Genomic DNA, 21,874 nt, shown 5'->3' with positions numbered 1-21,874 from the left:
GCATGTGCAAGCATGAGAATTGAAGATTTCTTTCAAGGATATGCTCAGCAAATGAGGCCAGTTCGACAGGCTACCTTGATGGGAGATTTCCCCAATGCGAATCAAAAACTGGGTGAGCCATCGAGTCGAAATACCAACTATGTCTTAACGTTACTCGAAAAAGGCCGCCTAGCGTACTTGTCCGGCAATTTCCAACAAAGTAGAGCATGGTTCGAACAGGCATATCAAACCATTGAGAAAGAACGTAGTGGGGCAAAAGTTAGATTAAGTTCAGGTGTTGAGAAATTTGGCTCCTTGCTGAGTAATGATAATGCTATTTTGTATCAGGTACCTGCATACGAACAAAGCATGATGCACTCATACCAAGCACTAAATTATTTGTACCTTAACGACTTAGAGGGGGCACTAGTAGAAATTAGGCGTGCAAACCTTGTTCAAGAGCAAGCATTGAGGGCTAATGAAGATGAACTTATCGAGGCAAATGAAGCCTTAGGTAGTACCGGTAGTGTAGATTGGCAACACGCAAATGCCGCCTTCTCATCATTGAATAGTCGAGTAGGAGATATTAAGAATGGTTTTCAAAATGCTTATACCTTTTATATATCTGGCATTTTATATGAAGCAGCGGGTCAATTGAACGATGCATACATTGACTACAAAAAAGCGTTAGAAATTTTTCCGGACAATCACTATTTGCAGCAAGACGTGTTACGACTTGCACATCAATTGGGAATGGTTGATGACATTGAAGTACTTGAACGTCGATTTGGTGATTACCAAACTACAACGCTCAAAAATAGTGGGCAGCTAGTTATTATTTATGAGCAAGATCTTATCGATGCGCGAATAGAAAAAGGGGTCAACTTACCTATATTTACGCGGCACAATGATTTTAGAACCTTTAATTTAGCTCTGCCAAGTTATCAGCCAACCGTAACGCCAGCAAAGCCATTAGTACTCAAAGTGAATGACGATGTATTGGCATCAGAGCAAATTGTGCAGTTACAAGCCTTGGTCGCTAAACAGCTGACCGAGCAGATGCCAACCATGATTGCCAGACAAGTACTCAGGCTGGCAGCAAAAGAGCAAGTAAGACATAAACTGAGTAAAGAAGGTGGAGATGTCGGTAATATTCTAGCGGGGCTTTATAACATGGCATCAGAGCGCGCTGATACACGCAGCTGGTTGACGCTACCTAGCGACGTACAGTTGTTAAAAATTGATTTGGTCGAAGGCCAACATAGAGTCAATATTAATGCTGTGGAAGGGCTCAACGAAATACCTGTCGACATTACCGCTGGAAGAACGACTTTTGTCATGATCAGTCGATTGGGTCAATACAGTCAACATCATGTCGTTAATTTATAATCTAATGACGGCACATGTTTAATTTGGATATTGCTGAGGAGTTAAAATGAAAAATACGTTCAGTCAATCATGGTACTTACTCATGGTGATTATATTCGTGGCAGGCTGTAGTAGCCGTTCTCCTGTGACGTCAGGTATTGGTACTTCTGCAATACATAATACTAATGAATTTTCTCGTTACTTGAAAACAGATAACCCAAAAATGGCTGATCTGTTATCAATCGCCCAAGTGCAATCTCGCCTGATTAATGGCGTAACACAAGTGAATGTTGAGCTAGTCAGCGGCGCGAGTAAAACGCAAAAATTGCAATATCAATTTACTTGGTTTGATGAACAAGGTTTTGTCGTCGAACCTAACAAGACACCTTGGACACCATTATCCCTGCACGGTGGTCAAATCAAAAAACTACGTGCTGTCGCGCCTAATGCAACGGCAACAACTTTTAGTGTCTATGTGCGTAGAGCACATAGCAAAGCCTATGAATTTGAAAAGGAATAACACATGAACAAAAAATATTTAATTGCTGCCTCTATTGGTTTTTCAGCGCTGGTATTGTCGGGCTGCTCGAGTAAGCAAGTGGTGAGCTATGGTGACGCAACAGCAGTGGAAACCACCGATGTTAACTTTGGTTCGACTGATTTACAGCGAGTGGCTAATGAGATGACCGAGTCATTGATGTTGTCTCCTGTGGTTGGCACTTTAACGCAAAATAAACGCCCAGTGGTTTTTGTTGAGCGGATTAAAAACAAAACCAGCGAGCATATTGATATGGAGTCGATCACCGATTCAATCTCGACGAAAGTTCTTCGCTCAGGAAAATTTAGGTTTGTTGATATGTCACGTGTTGAAGCGGCACGTAAGCAAATTCAATTTCAACAAGATGGCGGTATGGTTGACTCATCAAAAGCGATCCAGTTTGGTCAGCACATAGGTGCTGAGCTTATGCTTTACGGAAACCTTTCTAGCATTGTTAAATCAAATAAAGACAAGAAAGATGTGTATTACAAGTTCACCATGCGCTTGATGGATTTAAACAGCGGTCTAGTTGAGTGGGCTGACGAAACTGAAATACGTAAAACACGTGAAAAAGCGAGTGTTGGCTGGTAATAAAGTCAGAAGATTTTATTTGCCAAGGGGGATTAAATGAAAAATTTATTTTTGTTTATCAAGGTTACAACGTTGTCGTTGATTTTTAGTGCGTCGGTATTGGCGGATGGTTATGATCGTAATAAAGCGGTGCCCGTTGAACAAGTATTGTTCGGACAAGTGATGTCGGTGCGGAACATTACCGAAACCGAGCTCGTTAAAGATCGTAACAACGGTTGGAAATCATTGGGCGGTGCTTTGCTAGGTGGCGTCATTGGCCATCAATTTGGTAGCGGCAGCGGACAAGATGTAGCAACTGTATTGGGGGCTTTAATTGGTGGCTCTATGGCCCATCGAAACAACCCAAAATACAAAGAGAAAACATTGCGTTTGGTTGAATTGATGATCAAAGTGGAATCGGGACAGGAATTTATGGTAGTTCAAGATTACGACCCTGCTATGGCATTTAAGGCCAATGATGATATTCGCATGATTTATCTTGCCAATGGCTCGGTGCGTATTGACAGGCAATTCTAGCTCTATAAAGATAAAATCGCCTACACACAGGAAAAAATAAAAAAGCGAGGTATTATACCTCGCTTTTTACATGCACTTTTCTAACAATTCTTGTTAAATCTAACTAACTTAGAAAGTGAACTTCACACCTGCCTTAAATATACGGCCTAATGGGCTGTATGAGCTTGGGAAAGTATTACCTGAGTTAAATGCTGTTGAGCCGGCTTCGCCACCAACAACTGGTGCATCTTCGTCTGAAATATTATCTATACCAAACGTGAACTTAGTGTTTTCCCCTAAGTTATAGCTCGCGAACAAGTCAAAATAGTCGTAAGAATCAATTGAGCGGAATGCTTCAAATGAACCCGCAGCTTGTACTTCTTCCATGTCGATTGAGCTGCTATGACGCCATAATAATGACATAGTGAAGTCATCAAGGTGCCATGTCACGCGCTGATTCCATGTGGTCTCAGGTGTAGGTGAACAGTTGTTACCGTACTTACCTAAACAGTCAATAATCGGCAGTGTAGTAGAAGATTGACGTTCATTGGTCATGTAGTGGTTTAAATTGGTATCAAACTTCAGTTCGCCCCAGTTGCTTATACCAAAACCAAAATGAACACCGACTTCAACACCTTCCGCTTGACGGTAGCTGAGGTTAGTGGTGTAGGTTTCAATGCCTGAACCAGCAATGGTTAAATCGCCACCAATGCGTTGGATTTTCTCACACTCGCTAGTAATACCTGCTGTATAACACGCGTCCATGGTTTGTTGAGCAGTGAAGTTACCAATGGTGTTGTCTACTTCAATGTCGTAATAATCGACCGAAAGCTCTAGGTCTAAAAGATCTTCATTGGTGTAAACAAAACCAGCAGTAAAGGTTTCCGCTTCTTCAGCTTCAGGTAACTGATCTGGGTTGGTACCTTGGAAAGCGTTAACCTGACCTGAGATAACATCTTGAACTTTACCCACCTGTGCATCAGTCATACCTGTTGACACACAAAGCGCATGTAATGTTGCATCAATGTTTGCTGCGTTTGCAACAGAACATGGGTCGATTAATGCATTACTCAAGCCTGTAACGGCTGGCGATGCAATTTCACCGACGTTTGGTGCACGTGTTGCTTCTTGTTGCATCACACGAACTAGAATGTTGTCTACAGGGCGCCAGCTAAAACCGAGTTTCCAGGTTTCATTGGTACCTACTGAGTCATAATCTGCAGCACGGAATGCGAATTCTACATCCAATGACTCTGCCATTTTCTGACCATCAAAGACTGGTAATACACCTTCAATAAAGAATTCAGATACTTTAAAACCACCTTTAATGGGTAATGTATTACCACCAGCACCACCTAAACAACTTGTTGGTGCTTCTTTTAAACATTCGTCCGGGATAGTTTCGCCGACTTCTGTACGGTGTTCATAACCCAAACTAAGGCTCAATGGTACACCTGCCCATGGGATTTCAATGAAATCTACCGGGCCATTGACACTCGCCGTTAATACTTCTTGAGAGTACTCTTGTTTTATAAGTGCAGTGGCTGATGAAAATGCAGCTGCTTCAGGGGTGATTGTGCCGAAACCACCAAAGAGATCTATTGGAACACAGGCTGCTTCACCACTTTTACAGTTCACGCCATCAACAGTATCGAGCGCTTTTTGCATGTTTGATACGTTAGTGTAACCAGCACTGATATTTGTTCTGTTTGATTCACCGTATTGGAAAGAAATATTATATTCCCAATCTTCGTATAGAACACCTTCTATCCCCGCCACTAATTGAAACAAAGCCGACTCATAGTTCGTTGAGCGCGGACCTAACTCAAGTGTCCGGCGACGAAGTTGTACTTGCAAATAATCTTCAGTATCAACAATGCCATTACCATTGATATCTTGCCAGTTTTCAACACCACCATTAAGTAGGCCATCTGTGCGCGCTTGGTTGGCATTATCGAGGATCCAACCTAACGCTTGGTCACCAATAAACGGGTTAGCCAAAGGCAGCATAAAGGTTGAACCAAAAGTACCTGATGGAGCAATTTGTTGCTTAACTTGCGTGTTGTTAAATGTCGCAGTGGTGTAAACCGTGTGATTTTCTAAAATATCATAATGGGCAATTGCTGTTGCACCGTACCTTTCTTGAGGGGTTTGATAGAAGTTATACGGGTTAAAGTTAAAGCGACTACAATCATCACCAATTGTTCTGTCTTCTCTAAATTGACCTGAAACCCCTGCGCCAACTATAGCAAAACGTGTTGGCATCGAAGTGGTTGAACCGCCGCCACTTTCAAACGTTGTCACATCGGGGCCACCACAATTGTCGTGTGGGGGAACTGGGCCCTGGCCATTTAGATACTCTTCATAACCACCACCGGATGCTGTCGCAATACCTAGCACACCTAGCGGACGATCGCCTAACATTACAGGTTTACGGTCTGTCCAGTTCATGGCGAGTGCTACGTTACCGCGGCCTTCATCTAATGAAGAGCCTAAGGTTAGCGCAATGTTGTCTGTATCACCGTCACCTTCTTCTGTTTCTGAATGGTTGACGCTTAGTTCAACACCTTCAAAGTTGTTTTTCATCACAAAGTTAACTGCACCAGCAATCGCGTCTGAACCATAAACAGCCGATGCACCACCCGTAACCACGTCAACACTTTCAATTAATGACACAGGAACAGAAGCCGTATCAACAATACCGTTAAAGTTAAATGGAATCATACGACGACCATTCATTAACACTAATGTGCGCTGCGTACCTAGCGCACGTAAGTTCACGGTGGCTGCACCAGCAGTACCATTGTTTACACTTGCTCCATCTCCTGGGATTGTCGCGGGTAGGTTTCGAAGGACTTCTTCAATTTGCGGGGTTTGTAGCATTTCGATTGCTTCAGCCCCTACTGACATAATTGGGCTAGCAGAGACGGCACCTGGGCGTCTAATGCGACTACCGGTTACAGATATTCTTTCAATTTCTTGCTCGGCGGCGGGTTGGCTTTCTTGTGCAAAAGTTTGTGTAGAGACAACAAATGCAGATGAAGTAGCACCACAGAGTAGAGCTAGTCGTACAGACCTAGCAAGCTTTGAATTAGTAAACATGATTTACTCCCTGATATTTTTAATCGTTATATAAACGCAATTCCAATGATTGCTTTGATAAAACTAACTGGAACGTCTCGGGGTAACACCCATGATTATGCTTGTGGCGGTAAGCTAGGGATGAAATGACAGAACAATGTGACTAAAGGTGGGATATATTTTCTAAAATTGTTGTCGATATAAGGTAGTAACAATTAAAACGTGAAAATAAGTAATTTCTTATTTGTTACAATCAGATGCAGGTTGCAATTTGGTTCGTTGCACCGTCATAATGACTTTATTAAGTACTCATGAATTTCTACCTATTTTTGTATGGTAAAACCTTTACTCAAACATTTGCCGCCAGTTTCATTTTGGGTTGCTAATTTATTTTTCTGGCTAATGCTAAATACGGTGGCTGCAAGTAACAGTTATCGCGTAAGTTTGCACTTTGAACGTCCAGTTGAATGGCTTTCCGTGTGGATGGAATATCTGCCATGGTGGGGCAATTGGGCAATTGTAGCGCCGTTAATTATTGCAACCACACAAGTAGTGAATTTTGATCAACGGCATTTGCTAAGCTTTGCGTTAAAATCGTTTGGTATTATGTTGACCATAATGAGCCTCTATTGGTTATTGACCATTTTAGAAGTGGGTTTGTACCGAGATGGAACGATCACCATGGCCGCGATTAAGTCGTCTGTCGACCGATTATTGTTAAGCCCAATTCATATGGACTTCTTGGTGTATTTGGCTGTTTTTTGCTCGGGCTACTCTTATTCTTACTATCAGCGCTTGGCTCAGCAAAAAAGAGAAAATGAAGCGTTGAGTAAGCAACTGGTTCAGGTTGAGCTGCACTCATTAAAGTCACAGTTAAACCCCCATTTTTTGTTTAACACCTTAAACACTATTGCTAGCCTTATTAGGTTAGAGCAAAAGTCAAAAGCGATCACTGCGCTGACTGAGCTGAGTTTAATGTTGCGTACGGTGCTGGAAAATCAAAAGAATCAATTTATTCCGCTAGAGCATGAAATAGAGTTTATTCAAAGCTATTTGTCGATTCAAAAAATTCGTTTTGAAGACAAGATCCTAATCGCTGTTGATGTTGAACCTTCCTGCTTAGGCATTGATATACCCTGTATGTTATTGCAACCTTTAGTGGAAAATGCCATTCAACATGGTAGCCAATTAGAAAGTGATCAGAACGAGTTAAGATTAACTATTGAAAAATCTCCTTTGTATTTGGAGATAAAATTGATCAATAAAATACCCGAAAAAGATGAACATAAGGGGTTTGGTTTAGGGTTAAGTAATTGCCGTTCACGCCTAGAAAAACTGTACGGAGATACGTTTGCTCTGACACTAACGCCTATTGAAAATGGTTATTTTGAAACTTATCTTAGATTACCCATAGGAGGGGTAGATGCTTGATGTATTGATTGCCGATGACGAACCCTTAGCTAGACAAACCATTAAATTGCTGTTGAAAGATCAAGATATCATAAATGACGTATTTGAAGCGTCTGATGGTAGTCAAGCTATAGAAGTGTTTGAAAAACACAAACCTGACATTGTTTTTTTGGATATTCAAATGCCTGGAATGACAGGGTTAGAAGTTGCTAGCAAACTCCCTGATACAACAGCGATTATATTTGCGACTGCCTATGATCAACATGCAATAACGGCATTTGAGCTAAATGCCATTGGTTATTTATTAAAACCGTTTGATGATGAAAGGTTTTATACCGCGTTTAACAGGGCGAAAAAACAAATAGCAGAGCGAAAGACGGGTCCTAATTATCAAAAGATAAATCAGTTGATTCATGAAATTGCGGAAGAACAAGACCGACAATATAAAACCCGCTTAGTGGTTAAAGATCCTGGCAGAATTCGGTTAATTGAAACTGAAGATATCAACTTTATCAGCGGCGCTGGCAATTATGCTGAAATTCATCTGTTAGACGATAAAATGCTGCTGCATAGAGAAACATTGACCTCGCTTGAAAAGCAGCTCGACCCGCATTTGTTTGTACGTATCCATCGTTCAACCATTGTTCGTCGCAACAGTGTCAGTGAGCTTAGGCCCAATGAAAATGGTGATTATTGTGTCATCTTAAAATCGGGCGAAAAATTAACGTTATCACGACGCAACAAAGCAAAGCTTGAAGAGTTAATTGGTGATGATTAGTTACGCTGCGGATCAGTATTTAGCTTATTAAGCAGGCAAAAGAAAAGGGAGTGAAAGTCACTCCCTCGAAAAGTCTGTTGTGTTTGATTGACAGATCAGTTCACAACACTACATGCCTCACGTCAAATTACCTTGATCCAGAGAGTATTTAGAATCGAAGAGCTTTTTGACACTTTCAGTATTGCACGGTCTCAAAATTCTGAAATAGTAATGTGACCAAATGAATTGTTAATGTGATCAATGGCAAGAATTCACGTTCTTTCGGCAATATAGTTAGCGTAATCAGGAATTGAACGTTGATAACTTTGATTAAATATCGAAGAGTTAATCAGTAAATCAGCACTTGCTTGATTACATGCAACCGGTATATTCCAAACGGCAGCTAGTCGTAATAGTGCTTTAACATCAGGGTCGTGAGGTTGTGCCTCGAGCGGATCCCAGAAAAAAATCAGCATATCTATTTTTTGTTCGGTAATTAATGCCCCTATTTGCTGATCTCCTCCTAAAGGGCCGCTTATTAACGTTCTTAGCGATAGCGAGGTTTTTTTTGCAATCAAGCTGCCAGTTGTGCCTGTTGCATAGAGTACGTGTTGTTGAAGCTGTGTTTTATACTGCTGACACCATGCAATGAGGTTGGCTTTCATGTTGTCGTGTGCCACCAAGGCAATCGCTTTTTTTGCTGGTGACGAGATTATTTTATATTGCATATTGCCCCTTAACGTCGAAAATATTTTGTGATGTAACTAAAGCCTATATAAAGTTTATATATGAACTTTGCTGTTAAAACTATCTGAAAGTGTTGATAAAACATACCGAACACAGTTACTAACTGATTATCTAAATCAAGCGTAGTAACATAAGTGCTAAGGTAAACTTAAAAGGAACTCATGAGTGTTTATTGTAATTTTAACCTATAAAAAAAGTTTACAGGAAGTTGAGCAACACCTAACGGAACATAACGCATTTTTAGATAAACATTATGCATTAGGTAAATTTGTTGTTTCAGGACGAAAAGAGCCGAGAACAGGGGGCGTTATTATGGCTAATGCTGCTAGTCGAGCAGAGCTGGATACTATCTTGAAAGAAGATCCATTTGCCCTGCACGATATTGCCGAATATGACATTGTTGAATTTATGCCAACCAAGGCAGCTAAAAATTTTTCAGCGTTTAAAGCATTGGAATAATTTTGACGTTTAATCATCAGAAAACAAGTGAGCAGAGTAAAAAAGCAAGACAATTTGGTATTTTTTACTTTCTACCCGTATTCATTTATTAACTGAGTGATTCATTCAATTAGTGCCATGCACCCAAGATGACTGCATAGGTAATAAATTGGCAAACATGGTAACCAGCATCTATAAAAAACAAGCTAAAACTCTTATTCGAAAACTGGTAATTGATACCGAAACTGGTCGCTACAAACATGATGCCAATCAATATCGCATGATAGATTGCTGTCATCATATCTGGTTGTGGGCCAATAACGATAGCGAAACCAAAGGCAGCCATTAATGCAAAGATAAATGACAAGCCAAATACCTTAGCAGGATGGCCAGCATTGGCTTCATCAAACTCAGTTTCCTTGATCCACTTCTTACCAAACAGAACTGGCGAATACCACAATCCTCCAAGCATAAAGCTGGATACTGCTGCGAGGATGGCCGCCCCAATATTTATATCTAACATGAAGTTCCCTTTATTTTTATGTTACGTAGGTTAATGATGTTTTTTGCAGGCATTGCATTAAACACATGTTAAGTGGTTGTTTATTTGTAGTTAATCTTAATTCTAGCACAAATGCATTGGAATTATTCGTTGCCACAAATTACATCTATTGACAATTTCTCACACCACCTTGCTATTTCAATGTCTAGTATCACGTTAGACTTTTACTTAACACTATTGCCTACATTTTCTTAAAAATTTAAGAAAATTATGGTGTTGGTGCTTTCATCCTTTATTCACAAACTTTGAATGGAATACCCATGGCAAAACATTATCGCCGACATGTTTTTACGACGCTGCTCTGTTTATCTACGTTGCCGCTATCATCTTACGGACATAATCTTGAAAGAGACATTAAAGCAGTGGGAGAAGTGCAAGGGCAATCACTTTTCATCCCCTATGGTTTTTACAATGAAAACACCGGTACTGCAGCGGCAGCAGTCTTCGCTAATACCGGCTACATCCAGCCGCAAGCAAGCAGTCTTGTTAATATATTTGCTGGCAGTAATTCGACTTATTCAATGTTTGCTGCGTTTAAAGATTGGCAAGTGCCCGTGCTAGAGCGCTTGTTTGTTGATACCAGTTTGATGGTGTCTGATTGGGGGGAGATTAACAGTTACCAAGACGGCAATAGTAATTTTATCAATGATCGTGCAGGTAACATCGACTCTGATGAAGATAACTACGTTGTTGCCAACGGTAGAGATAATTACTTGAGGATGAAGTTTAATTACTTGTTTGCCATAGGTGATGGTGAACAATCGGTTGTTCATGAATTCAAAACCCAAAATGGCTTATTAGTAAAAGGCTATGAAGCGGGAGGTGGCGAATGGAATCCACTGGCTTCTGGACGTACTTTTTTTTCAGTAGAGCCTTTTTATCGTCAGCAAGATTTTAGCGATGATTTTGATAATCGATATGAAAATGTCACGTCTGGAGTGAAATTCTCACTCGAATATGACAATTCAGATTGGTATAAAAATCCAACTCAAGGTAGCCGAACAAAATTATCCTTTGCACGCGACTGGGGGCAAGAACAGGAGTCGACAACATGGAGCGCTATTCAGTTCGACTACAGTAAGTACATTTCTTTAGGTGAAACGGACAATGCCAGACAAAGGGTGTTAGCACTAAATCTTTGGACCTCTGATGTACCAACATGGAACTCTTACCATGAAGAAAATGGTGAGAAAGTTTATCATCGAGCGCCATTGTTTGAAGGCTCAACACTTGGTGGCATAGATAGGCAACGCGGTTATAGCACCAACCGTTACCATGACCGTGCGGCGATAAATTATGCTGCAGAATATCGCTACACCCCTAATTATAATCCGTTTACTAACATGCCGTTAGTGAACAAGTTGCACATCCCTTATTGGCAAGTAGTGACATTTGCTGAAGTGGGCTCGGTGGCTAGTAACTGGAGTGTCACTGATTTGCACAAAAAGATGGTAGTTTCAGCGGGTGCTGGAGTAAGAATTTCTGTAGCTGGACTTGTGATCCGGGCTGACTTCGCAGCTTCTGAAGAAGGAAATGAAGTACAAATGTTCTTCGGTCATAATTTTTAATTAAGACTAAGCCTTCATCGCACTACACATTCTGCATTAGAGCGCCTTGTCTTCTTGGATTAAGCGCTCTTCAACACATTTTTCGACATCATTAATGATCACGCAGTGCGGTTTGGGCTTTTGAACAATCACCTTACCGCTTTTCGTTGCCACCGACATGCCGCTACAACCACTTAAGGTGAGTTGAAGAAATACTAAGCCAAGCAAGTGGCTAACTATACGCTTATAAAGCGATGTGATTGTTGAATTCATCACGGCCCCTTGTTTTCCATTATGATTTCGGCTGCTCTGAGTGAAGTGCAAGCCTGTTGCCTTCACAATCTTTAATGACAACACGCAATCCATGTGGCCCCATATCTAATTTATCTTCCAAAATACTCGCGCCATTTTCTAATGCGATTTTGACTGCTTCATCTAGTCGTCCATCAGTGTTTAAATACACTAAAGGCCCCAATGTAGAGATCTGCTCTGGCGCGCCAGGCACTAAACAACCGGCGACGTTAGTGTCATCATGAGGCAATATCGCAAAGGTGTAATCATCAACAGTCATAGTGGTGACTTCTTTATCAAGTACTTTAGTATAAAACTCAACGGCTCGGTTTAAATCGGCAACAGGGATATCTACCCAGACGATTTGATTTTTCATTGCTCCTCCTATCTAATGTTGGCAGTTATGCGGTAGAGATTACCGTACTAAAGTTTTACTCGTTATTACAATGAATAATGCTGTTTATTATGGCTCGCTTAGGTAGAATTGAATCATAAAAAGAGAAAATAAGACACGCATTCCAACCGATGAAAATACTACACACCTCAGATTGGCATTTAGGCCGTCAGTTTCACAACGTTTCTTTGTTGGAAGACCAGCAAGCGGTACTTGAGCAACTCATTCAATATCTTGAAAAAAATCCTGTTGATGTTGTTATTGTTGCTGGTGATATTTACGATCGCTCGGTACCGCCAACAGCCGCTATCGAGTTGCTCAATAATGTGGTTAAGCGTATTTGTAATGAACTTAACATTCCGATGATTTTGATCTCCGGAAATCATGATGGGGCCGAGCGGCTAGGTTTTGGCGCAGAACAAATGAAAGGTGCTGGCTTACATATCATCAGTAATTTTGACGATATGTTAACGCCTGTCGTGATAAATAGCGAAGTGGCAGGAGACGTAGCTTTTTACGGAATGCCTTATAACGACCCTGAGCAGGTGCGCCTTGCCTTTGGAGCAGAATCGAAAGTGTCGATATTTTCACATGATCAAGCGCATCAATTGCTAGCAGAAAAAATCACCGAGCAATTTAGCCCAGAGCAACGTAACGTGCTCATTAGTCACTGTTTTGTTGATGGAGCAATAGAGTCTGAATCAGAGCGACCACTGTCTATTGGCGGCTCCGATCGGGTCAGTCATGAGCATTTCTTAAATTTTGACTACGTTGCATTAGGGCATTTGCATCAGCCCCAGAAAAAAGGTGAAGACTACATTCGCTATTCTGGCTCATTGATGAAGTATAGCTTTGGTGAACAACACCAGAAAAAGGGTTTTACCCTAGTGGATATTGACAACAATGGTTTTGTTTCTGCTGAACACATAGAGCTCAGTGCCCCTCATGAAATGCGCATTGTAGAAGGCGAAATTGAGCAAGTGATTACGCAAGGTAAAGTTGACCCTAAGCATGAGGATTACCTGTTAGTGCGGTTAATGGATAAGCACGCCATTTTAAATCCAATGGAAAAATTAAGAACTGTTTATCCCAATGTTTTGCATCTGGAAAAACCGGGCATGTTGATTGGTGTCGAACAAGAAATGGCGAAAGCAAAGCTTGCTCGTAGCGAGATGGACATGTTTCGTGATTTTTTTGTAGAAGCGCAAAGTAGTGAACTGTCACAAGCGCAGGATGAGGCAATGGCTGACATCATCAAACAGCTATCGCTGAACACACCAAAGCACTCTGCTGCTAATTAAGGCCAGACATGAAACCAATTAAGTTAACGATGCAAGCGTTTGGTCCCTTTGCTCAAACCGAAACTATTGAATTTGAAAAGCTGGGCAGTAATCCGCTGTTTTTAATTAATGGTCCAACGGGCTCTGGTAAAACCTCTATCTTAGATGCCATCTCGTTTGCCCTATACGGTGAAACAACCAGCAATGAACGCCAAGGCATTCAAATGCGGTGTGATATGGCTTCACCTTTACTCGCCACAGAAGTGACATTAGAGTTTTCACTTCGCGACAAAATGTATCGAGTAAAGCGTTCACCAGAGCAAGACGTACCAAAGGCCCGCGGTGAAGGAACGACTGTACGCAAACACACCGCTTCGCTATATGACGTTACCAATGTGGACTCTACTGGTGAAGAGTCTTTGATAACCAGTAAAACCTCGCAGGTTAGCAAAGAAGTGACCGATATTATCGGCCTAAATGATACCCAATTTAGGCAAGTGATGGTGTTGCCGCAAGGAAAGTTTCGCGAGCTTCTCTTGGCTACATCGAAAGAGCGAGAAGAAATTTTCGGCCAGCTCTTTCAAACAGAGATATACAAAAAAATTGAATTTGAACTGAAAAACAAAGCAAGTGCGATTAGCAAACAAAAGAATGATTTTGATCAGCAGATACTAGGTACTCTAAATCTAGTTGGTGTAACGACTGAGACAGAATTAGTGGAGCAGGGTCAAACGCTTTCAAAACAGTTTGAGCTGGCGCAAAAAAAAGAACAGGAGCAGCTAGTCCAGCTTAATAAGTTAAAAACAGATATTCAAAAATCAGAAGCGCTGAGCAACGAATTTGAAAAACGTGAACAAGCAGAAATAGCGCTAAATAGGCATTTACAGGGCAGTGAAGCGATAAAAGTGCGCGAGCGAGAATTGGCTGCAGCAACAAACGCAAGCAAATTAGCGTTGCCATTTATGGCATTTAAAGAAGCGAGTGCTCAAGTTTGTGGGATCACCCAAAAAATATCTGAGTTATCAAAAGCACAATTAGCAGCTGATATAGTGGTGAATAAAGCTAATAGTGCATTAGATGATGCAAAAACAAACGCCGCACAAATACCCGTTTTAAGCGAACAACAATTCAAGCTTGAAGGCATGAAAGGTAAGTTAAATGAACGTGAAGAAATCAACAAAGTTATTGCCTTAGGATTGTCGAAAAAACAAGAGTTTGAACAAACGTTAGTCAAGTATGTTGCTAAAAAAGAACAACTTTCAATAGCAGCACGTCAAGGTCAACAAAATTTAGAACAAGCACGTATTGATATTGCTACGTTGGCAAACATTGAGGGCGAAATAAAACATAAACAGCGTTTGGTCCAAGATTTACAAAAGCTGCAAGGCTTGCAGCAAGAAGTAACACGCTTAGAGGCAATAACACCTAACTTGCTAACTACCTATAAGCAGGCTGAACATAATTACCACCAATTACAACAAACGGCTAATTCGCTAGAAATGAATTGGCATACTGCCCAAGCTGCGGTGCTTGCTCAGCGATTGCAAATGGGTGAAGCATGTCCAGTGTGTGGTAGTCATGAGCATCCTCAACCTGCGCAATTTATTGGTGAAGCGGTGAAAAAAGAGCATGTTCAACATGCTCGTGTGCAAGAACGAGAAGCGCAAAATTCGCTTAACCAACACAGCAATCAATTAGAACAACATAATGCCTTGGTGGGTCAATATCACCAGCAAGTACAGCAACTATTTGATGAGCTAGGTAGTAACGCCACTTTAGCACTTAATGATCAACAAACGGCTATCGGGCAACTTAGTGATCAATTCGCACGTATTCAAAGTATTAATATCGCTGAATTAGAGCGAAAAGTTAATGAATGGAATCAACGATGTCTGGCTGGCGAGAACAAAATTAATGAGCTGAACAATCAAATGTCGGCCAATGAATCAACGATTAAAGCTAGCCAAGAGCAATTGGCGAAATTAACGGTATCGATAGATGAAAAGTACACCTCGCTCGCGATATTAACACAAGACGTTACACAAATTCAGAGCCAAATTCAGGGGTTGAATAAAAGTTTAGAAGCCACTCAAGCGCAGTGCCAACAAGCAATATTGGCTAAATCAAACCTTGATAGTCAATTAAGTACACATCATCAATTAGCCCACGAGGCTAATGAAAAGCTCACGCAAACAAGTAACGAATGGCAAAGCGCGTTACAAGAAAGTTCCTTTAACGACGAAACAGACTTTCTACAAAGCAAAGTAACTGAACAAGAGACACAAGCGTGGCAATTAGACATTGATACCTTTAAACAAACTCACACTAAGCTTGAGCAAACGTTTAACGACCTAACACAGGCGTTGAAAGGGCAGAAATTACCAGAGCTTCCAGTGTTAAATGCGCAATTGATGAACGTGCAGCAGTTGTATGATGAAGCAAGGAAAATATTAGATAATACTCGCTCATTGTTTGAACAGTTAGAAAATGTTCGAAGCGAAATTGCCAGTCTTCACGAGAAAAACACTAAGCTAGAAGAAGCGTATAAAGTGTTTGGTACGCTTTACGATGTTGCCAGCGGAAAAACAGGCAGTCGTATTAGTTTACACCGCTTCGTACTTGGCGTTTTACTTGATGATGTCCTTATTCAATCGTCACAGCGTTTAAGTGTGATGAGTAAAGGTCGCTACATGCTAGCTCGCAAAACGGAAGGTTTTAAGGGAGCAGCGGGTAGGGGATTAGACTTAGTAGTTGAAGACAGCTATACCGGCAAAACTCGTGATGTAGCCACACTCTCCGGTGGTGAGTCGTTTATGGCGGCACTTGCCCTCGCACTTGGTTTATCAGATGTAGTGCAGTCATACAGTGGTGGTATCCGGTTAGATACTCTGTTTATTGATGAGGGCTTTGGCAGTTTAGATCCAGAATCACTTGATTTGGCTATTCAAACCTTGATTGATTTACAGCAAACCGGACGAATGATTGGCGTGATTTCTCATGTTTCTGAACTAAAAGAGCAAATGACGCAACGAATTGATGTTTGTGCGTCACGGTTAGGCTCGACAATTTCAGTTAAATCGTCCTTAATTTATGATGCTTAATTAAAGGTTATTAACACAGAACAACAAGGTTATTCGTTCATGTAATAGTGGCAATAACCTTTTATCATTGGTTTCACGTAATTCATGTAAGTAAAATTAACGCTTAACCTAGGACATAATTAAATTCACATGGACATTTGGATTTACTTCACGTTACTTGCCGCAACTATGCAAGCGATACGTACAGCGGGACAAAAGCAACTAACGGATAAATTATCTCGCATAGCCAATACCGGTGTGCGTTATATCTACGCATTACCGTTCGCTTGGGGCTATTTGCTTTGGATGCTACACCTTAAAGACCAAGAAATGCCTGAGCTCAACAGTCAATTTGTTCAATATGCACTGACAGCCAGTGTCATGCAGCTGATCGGTACTGCTTGTTTGGTCGCGGCCTTTAGCTATCGAAATTTTGCAGTAGCCACCAGTTTGGCAAAAACGGAAGCGATTCAAGTCGCTATCATTGGCGCGTTTTTCTTTTCTGCGCCGCTAAGTCAGATGGGGTGGTTGTCTGTGATCATCGGCGTAGTTGGTGTGTTACTACTGTCGAAAGTAAAATTTAGCTGGCAAGACATCTTTAACAACCCTGGCGCAGGTTTTGGCTTAGCTTCAGGTTTAGGGCTGGCGATCACGACACTACTAATAAGGGAATCTAGTCTCGTCTTACAAACTGATTTAATGATCAGCGCGGCGGTAACCTTAGTGTTTCTAATAACCGCTCAAGCAATCATGGCATTGGCTTATTTAGTGATGACTGATAGCAGCCAAATCTTGGCGATGGTGCGTCATTGGCGACTGAGCTTGTTTGTTGGCATAACCAGCGTTTTAGGATCTATTGGTTGGTTCACGGCAGCAAGTTTTCAAACAGCCGCTTATGTTAAAGCTTTAGGCCAGATTGAAATTTTTATCACTTTGCTGCTGACTTATCGACTTTTTAAAGAAAAAATAACGATGGCAGAGTATATCGGCATGTTACTAATTATTGTCAGTGTGCTGGTCTTGTTGTTGTGGGCATAATTTAAGTTTCTTGTTACACTGCGCGCCACAAATTTCCATCCGCTAATGTGTTACGAAAGCATATTAGTTGAGTGCAAGGACAAAACATGAAAATTACAAAAGATACTGTAGTACAAATTCATTACACCATTAACAACGAGCAAGGTGAGCAATTAGAAACGTCTCGCGATGGTGATGCCATGGCCTACCTTCACGGTCACAACAACATGATTGTTGGTGTTGAGCAAGCACTTGAAGGTAAAGAGAAAAGCGAAACCTTTACAGCAGTTGTAGAGCCAAAAGATGGCTACGGTGAACGCCAAGAAGATGCAATTCAACGTGTGCCAACGAAACACCTACAAGGCGCTAAAAAATGGAAACCAGGCATGGTGGCGGTCGTTCAAACTGAACAAGGACAACGTCAAGTGACAGTTTTGAAAGTTGGAAAGTTCATGGTGACGGTTGATTTAAATCCACCACTTGCCGGTCAAACTCTATCATTTGATCTTGAAGTCGTTGATGTGCGCGCTGCAACTCAAGAAGAATTAGAACATGGTCATGCACATGGTGTTGGTGGTCATCAGCACTAGTTCTTATTAAGTTAACTTTCGAGAGTATTAGCCTTAACTTGGGGCTAGTACTCTATAACTTTGACGTTAACTATTGTTGCTACCTGCCACTACTTTCTTTCATTATTGATTAAGCAACCATACCTATTGATCCTACTCAAAAAGATAAGCTACCTCGTTAAATTGCACTTTATCTTAAAAAATGTAGAGCCCGTCTATAAACAGTGAATGGCTATTTACAATGAACCACGGCTTGTTATATTGAATTCACCATAACTATTAGTGTTGTTGCGATACGAAGATAACCTAATACTTTATTACTCCTCTATATGATAAGAAGAAGTTGTTTGATGACTAAAATTTCAAGAAAACTCAACGCCATGACCCTGGCAATGTCGATGATGATGAGCTCCTCTTTATGGGCCCAAACTCAAGTCATACACGCGGGTGAGCTTTTGAATGTACCAGGAAAAGCGCCACTCAAAAAGCAAACCGTTGTGGTCAAAGACGGAAAAATATTATCAGTAAACAAAGGCTTCTTACCTGCTAATAAGTTCGGTGATGATGCCACTTTGATAGATTTATCAAAGAGCTTCGTAATGCCGGGCCTAATGGATATGCATGTCCATTTACAAGGTGAACTTGGGCCAAATAATGATAAAGAACTTGTTAAAATGTCTGATGCCGACATTGCAATTCGCAGTGCATATTTTGCTAAAACAACGTTAATGGCTGGCTTTACCACGGTTCGTGACTTGCTCAACCAATCAGAACAAATTTATGCTTTGAGAGATGGTATTGCTAAAGGTTACGTCGATGGTCCTCGTGTTATCGCTGCGGCTGGCGTGTCGGTGACTGGCGGGCATTTAGACGTTGACGGCATGGCACCCGATTTATTAACTATCAAAACGCCTCCAACCTTGTGTGACGGACCATATGAATGTCGTAAAGTAACACGTCTTGCGATTAAATATGGTGCCGATGCCATAAAAGTTGCTTCAACTGGTGGTGTATTGTCAGATACCAATACCGGCACAGGCCAACAAATGGCCGATGATGAGCTAAAAGAAATTGTTGATGCGGCACATGTGTTGGGCCGTAAAGTGGCGAGCCATGCCCATGCGGCTGAGGGTATTAACGCGGCTCTGCGTGCAGGGGTTGATAGTGTTGAACATGCCAGCTACGCAAACGAGGAAAGTATAAAATTATTTAAACAATCAGGTGCTTATTTAGTACCAACGCTATTAGCGGGTGATACCGTCGTAAATTTAGCAAAAACATCTAACTTTATGTCTGCGCCAATTAAAGCTAAAGCAATTCGTGTCGGTGCAGATATGCTGGCTAACTTTAAACGCTCGTATGACGCAGGTGTGAAAATAGCGTTTGGCACCGACAGTGGCGTGTCTAAACACGGCACAAATGCACAAGAAGCGGTTTTGATGCACAATGCCGGCATGAAAAACGCAGATATATTAAAATCAGCTACAGTCAATGCTGCAGACCTCGCGGGTATGAGTCATCAACTAGGCACTATTGAAACGGGAAAATTCGCTGATATTATTGCAACCGATGGCAGTCCGTTAAGTGACATTAAAGAACTTCTGGATGTCGATTTTGTTATGAAAGGCGGTAAAGTGTACAAGCAGTAAAGCGCTTTTGATCGTGTGACGCGATATTAAGTGATATGGACATTAAAGGGAGTGCAGGCTCCCTTTTGTTATGTTGTCACTTTGCTTTTGTGACGTCGATTCTTATTTACGCCAACGACTAAAAACACCTGTGGTCAACCCTACACCTGACAAAATCATAATACAGCCAATGATAATTGACTCTGTGATTTGCTCATCTAAGAAAATGAAGCCCCATAATAAGCCAAATACTGGGATTAAATAAGTGACAGAGATTGCCTTTGTAGGTCCTAAATCAGCAATTAGTCTAAAGAACAAGATATAAGCGAGCCCAGTACAAAATATGCCTAAAAATACCACTGAGTAAATGGCGGCTTCACTTGGCATAGCGTTGGGCAAAAAGAATAGGCTTAAAGGCAGTAAAATGATGGAGGCACTGATTTGGCTACCCGCTGCTAACGCCAGTGGTTTTACATGGGAGAAATAGTGCTTGGTGAAATTGGCCGCTATGCCATAGCATAAGGTTGCGCCTATCACCGCAAGGGTGGGCAGCACAATGGCGTCAGCGTTTGCATGAAGTTTATCGCTAACTAAAAAATAAACACCAGCGAACCCAAGTAGTAATCCAAAAATGGCACCAGGTGAAAGTTTATCTTTGAGCCAGAGATAGGCGACGATAGCCCCACACATCGGTGTTGTGGCATTGAGTACTGAGGTAACGCCAGCAGACAATGTCAACACAGCATAGCCAAAAAGAGCGAACGGAATGGCTGTATTTAATGCGCCTAGGACAAACATTTTTCCCCATTGGCCAGTGAGGCTACTGGTTTGTTTTTTCAGGACCATTAAAGGGAACAGAAACACGCTGGCGGTTAAGGTTCTTAATGCCATGAATAAAATTGGGCCAAGCTCTGGGCTACCTATTCTCATGAATAAAAATGAGCTGCCCCATAAAGACGCAAGTAAAATCATTTCAATAAGGGATTTCTGATTCATCTACTCGTTTTCTTTTTCTATATGTAAAACTTCTACATGGCTATTGCTATTAATGCACCAAGTAATATTGTAATGATACAACCTAATGCCATAGATTTTGCTGTCTGGTTTGTTTTGTTTATAAGCAGGGCGTGGATCTTGAGATAATACTTGCGTGATTAGCGTGAATAAATTTTCTTCGCTTGGCGCCTGCATACACACCTGCTTTGCATCATCAGAAAACGTAACTGTCTTTAACTGCATTGGTTTTTCATCAGCATAACCGCCCATGGCTGTGTCTATTGCATCAGCATATGGGATGTATGGCTTGATGTCTAAAATAGGCGTGTTGTCGAGTAAATCTAACCCTGAAATAGCTAATTTTATTTCATTGTTTTCGCACAATACATCATCCAACTTTACCACTGACATACCTATAGGATTCGGACGGAACGTTGAACGTGTTGCTAGCACTCCAACTTTCTGATTACCGCCTAAGCGAGGTGGCCGTACTAGCGGTTTCCAGCCGTGTTCCATAGTTTCATGAAACACAAATATCACCCATAGATGAGAAAACTGCTCGATAGATTTTACCATGTCGATATGTTCAAACGGGCTTGTTAGCTCGATGAAACCTTTTGCCGCTTTCACCAAACCTGGTTGCCTTGGAATAGCGAATTTTTCTTTGTAAGGAGATCGAACGTGACCAATTACCTCGAAATTGATTGATTTAGTCACTAGGTTGTTCTACTTGATACGCCTTGCCATAACATATGATGTTAGCGTGACATTGTTTAGTTTGAACTGTGGTACAGCCACTAAAAACAATGGCATTGGCGCCCAATTCAAATGCACTTCGCCTAGCGTTAGTTCTTGCTTCAATTTTGTCAGGGGCTGCGTGGTAAGGCTTTACTTGGCAGTTTTCACCTTCAACGCCGCCAATCATCTTATATTTCCCAATGAATTTACTTTCTTTTTCAAAGATTTGTACTTGACCGTGAGCAAAGTATTGCTTGAAATTTTCTCTGTCTAAATTGGTTTTGACATCACTGACTTGGGCGCAGCCAGTTATAAATAACAAGCTGAATAGGGAAGAGGTCAACCTAGTTGATTGGGTAAAAATCATG

At 41.3% G+C, this 21,874-nt stretch carries 21 protein-coding genes; 13 read left to right on the top strand and 8 right to left on the bottom strand.

The annotated features are described in order from the left end of the window. The first annotated feature begins 12 nt into the window (after positions 1 to 12). Genes QUE03_RS11410 through QUE03_RS11395 form a run of 4 tightly spaced genes read left to right on the top strand, consistent with a single transcriptional unit; the run spans position 13 to position 2,992 of the window. Positions 13 to 1,368 carry a COG3014 family protein gene (locus QUE03_RS11410; RefSeq protein ID WP_286261528.1) on the top strand — a complete coding sequence of 452 codons (1,356 nt, stop codon included), beginning with the start codon at positions 13 to 15 and terminating at the stop codon, positions 1,366 to 1,368. Positions 1,369 to 1,414: 46 nt separating this feature from the next. Beyond that, entirely contained in the window at positions 1,415 to 1,867 is a 453-nt protein-coding gene (locus QUE03_RS11405; RefSeq protein WP_286261526.1) for a YcfL family putative periplasmic lipoprotein, read from the top strand. Between the two features lie 3 nt (positions 1,868 to 1,870). Further along, entirely contained in the window at positions 1,871 to 2,476 is a 606-nt protein-coding gene (gene lpoB / locus QUE03_RS11400; protein ID WP_286261524.1) for a penicillin-binding protein activator LpoB, read from the top strand. A 36-nt stretch (positions 2,477 to 2,512) separates the two neighbouring features. Beyond that, positions 2,513 to 2,992, top strand: a complete 480-nt coding sequence (locus tag QUE03_RS11395; RefSeq protein ID WP_286261522.1) for an outer membrane lipoprotein — start codon at positions 2,513 to 2,515, stop codon at positions 2,990 to 2,992. A gap of 108 nt (positions 2,993 to 3,100) precedes the next feature. Here the strand turns inward: QUE03_RS11395 and QUE03_RS11390 are convergent, their stop codons facing one another. After that, a complete protein-coding gene (locus QUE03_RS11390) occupies positions 3,101 to 6,073 on the bottom strand; it encodes a TonB-dependent receptor domain-containing protein (RefSeq protein WP_286261520.1) in 2,973 nt (990 codons plus the stop codon). 393 nt (positions 6,074 to 6,466) lie between these two features. Between QUE03_RS11390 and QUE03_RS11385 the strand changes: the two genes are divergently transcribed. Both QUE03_RS11385 and QUE03_RS11380 read left to right on the top strand, forming a co-directional pair. Further along, positions 6,467 to 7,483: a sensor histidine kinase gene (locus QUE03_RS11385; protein ID WP_286261518.1), complete on the top strand. Its 1,017-nt coding sequence runs from the start codon at positions 6,467 to 6,469 to the stop codon at positions 7,481 to 7,483. Further along, positions 7,476 to 8,240 (top strand): LytR/AlgR family response regulator transcription factor, encoded by a 765-nt coding sequence (locus QUE03_RS11380; RefSeq protein WP_286261516.1) that lies wholly within the window; start codon positions 7,476 to 7,478, stop codon positions 8,238 to 8,240. The genes QUE03_RS11385 and QUE03_RS11380 overlap by 8 nt, the downstream gene beginning before the upstream one ends. A gap of 251 nt (positions 8,241 to 8,491) precedes the next feature. Here the strand turns inward: QUE03_RS11380 and QUE03_RS11375 are convergent, their stop codons facing one another. Then, positions 8,492 to 8,947: a methylglyoxal synthase gene (locus tag QUE03_RS11375; protein ID WP_286261514.1), complete on the bottom strand. Its 456-nt coding sequence runs from the start codon at positions 8,945 to 8,947 to the stop codon at positions 8,492 to 8,494. Between the two features lie 184 nt (positions 8,948 to 9,131). Here QUE03_RS11375 and QUE03_RS11370 point away from each other — a divergent pair, with 184 nt between their 5' ends. Next, positions 9,132 to 9,425 carry a YciI family protein gene (locus QUE03_RS11370; RefSeq protein ID WP_286261510.1) on the top strand — a complete coding sequence of 98 codons (294 nt, stop codon included), beginning with the start codon at positions 9,132 to 9,134 and terminating at the stop codon, positions 9,423 to 9,425. Positions 9,426 to 9,534: 109 nt separating this feature from the next. On the opposite strand, the gene QUE03_RS11365 is transcribed toward QUE03_RS11370, so the two are convergent. After that, positions 9,535 to 9,927: a DUF1761 domain-containing protein gene (locus tag QUE03_RS11365; protein WP_286261508.1), complete on the bottom strand. Its 393-nt coding sequence runs from the start codon at positions 9,925 to 9,927 to the stop codon at positions 9,535 to 9,537. Between the two features lie 299 nt (positions 9,928 to 10,226). Here QUE03_RS11365 and QUE03_RS11360 point away from each other — a divergent pair, with 299 nt between their 5' ends. Then, entirely contained in the window at positions 10,227 to 11,534 is a 1,308-nt protein-coding gene (locus QUE03_RS11360; protein WP_286261506.1) for a BamA/TamA family outer membrane protein, read from the top strand. 36 nt (positions 11,535 to 11,570) lie between these two features. Here the strand turns inward: QUE03_RS11360 and QUE03_RS11355 are convergent, their stop codons facing one another. Next, a complete protein-coding gene (locus QUE03_RS11355) occupies positions 11,571 to 11,786 on the bottom strand; it encodes a hypothetical protein (protein ID WP_286261504.1) in 216 nt (71 codons plus the stop codon). 19 nt (positions 11,787 to 11,805) lie between these two features. After that, the gene (locus tag QUE03_RS11350; protein ID WP_286261501.1) at positions 11,806 to 12,180 is read right to left on the bottom strand and encodes a VOC family protein; all 375 of its coding nucleotides are present in this window, start codon (positions 12,178 to 12,180) and stop codon (positions 11,806 to 11,808) included. A 149-nt stretch (positions 12,181 to 12,329) separates the two neighbouring features. Between QUE03_RS11350 and QUE03_RS11345 the strand changes: the two genes are divergently transcribed. From QUE03_RS11345 to QUE03_RS11325, 5 genes are all read left to right on the top strand, one after another. Beyond that, positions 12,330 to 13,499, top strand: a complete 1,170-nt coding sequence (locus QUE03_RS11345; RefSeq protein WP_286261500.1) for an exonuclease SbcCD subunit D — start codon at positions 12,330 to 12,332, stop codon at positions 13,497 to 13,499. A gap of 8 nt (positions 13,500 to 13,507) precedes the next feature. Then, positions 13,508 to 16,579 carry an AAA family ATPase gene (locus QUE03_RS11340; protein ID WP_286261498.1) on the top strand — a complete coding sequence of 1,024 codons (3,072 nt, stop codon included), beginning with the start codon at positions 13,508 to 13,510 and terminating at the stop codon, positions 16,577 to 16,579. 129 nt (positions 16,580 to 16,708) lie between these two features. After that, on the top strand, positions 16,709 to 17,596 hold the full coding sequence (locus tag QUE03_RS11335) for a DMT family transporter (protein WP_286261496.1): 888 nt from the start codon (positions 16,709 to 16,711) through the stop codon (positions 17,594 to 17,596). 86 nt (positions 17,597 to 17,682) lie between these two features. Beyond that, positions 17,683 to 18,165 (top strand): FKBP-type peptidyl-prolyl cis-trans isomerase, encoded by a 483-nt coding sequence (locus QUE03_RS11330; protein WP_286261494.1) that lies wholly within the window; start codon positions 17,683 to 17,685, stop codon positions 18,163 to 18,165. A gap of 359 nt (positions 18,166 to 18,524) precedes the next feature. Next, positions 18,525 to 19,793: a metal-dependent hydrolase family protein gene (locus QUE03_RS11325; protein WP_434020180.1), complete on the top strand. Its 1,269-nt coding sequence runs from the start codon at positions 18,525 to 18,527 to the stop codon at positions 19,791 to 19,793. Between the two features lie 102 nt (positions 19,794 to 19,895). On the opposite strand, the gene QUE03_RS11320 is transcribed toward QUE03_RS11325, so the two are convergent. Genes QUE03_RS11320 through rcsF form a run of 3 tightly spaced genes read right to left on the bottom strand, consistent with a single transcriptional unit; the run spans position 19,896 to position 21,873 of the window. Further along, complete coding sequence (locus QUE03_RS11320) at positions 19,896 to 20,768, bottom strand: DMT family transporter (RefSeq protein WP_286261492.1); 873 nt, start codon at positions 20,766 to 20,768, stop codon at positions 19,896 to 19,898. Beyond that, positions 20,769 to 21,485 (bottom strand): tRNA (N6-threonylcarbamoyladenosine(37)-N6)-methyltransferase TrmO, encoded by a 717-nt coding sequence (tsaA, locus tag QUE03_RS11315; protein WP_286261490.1) that lies wholly within the window; start codon positions 21,483 to 21,485, stop codon positions 20,769 to 20,771. Next, positions 21,478 to 21,873: an Rcs stress response system protein RcsF gene (gene rcsF, locus QUE03_RS11310; RefSeq protein ID WP_286261488.1), complete on the bottom strand. Its 396-nt coding sequence runs from the start codon at positions 21,871 to 21,873 to the stop codon at positions 21,478 to 21,480. Before rcsF ends, tsaA begins: the two co-directional genes overlap by 8 nt. Position 21,874: the final 1 nt, after the last annotated feature.

Origin of the sequence: Thalassotalea atypica (assembly GCF_030295975.1) — a bacterium.
Taxonomy (GTDB): Bacteria; Pseudomonadota; Gammaproteobacteria; order Enterobacterales; family Alteromonadaceae; genus Thalassotalea_F; species Thalassotalea_F atypica.
This window is presented reverse-complemented; position numbering and strand designations above follow the sequence as displayed.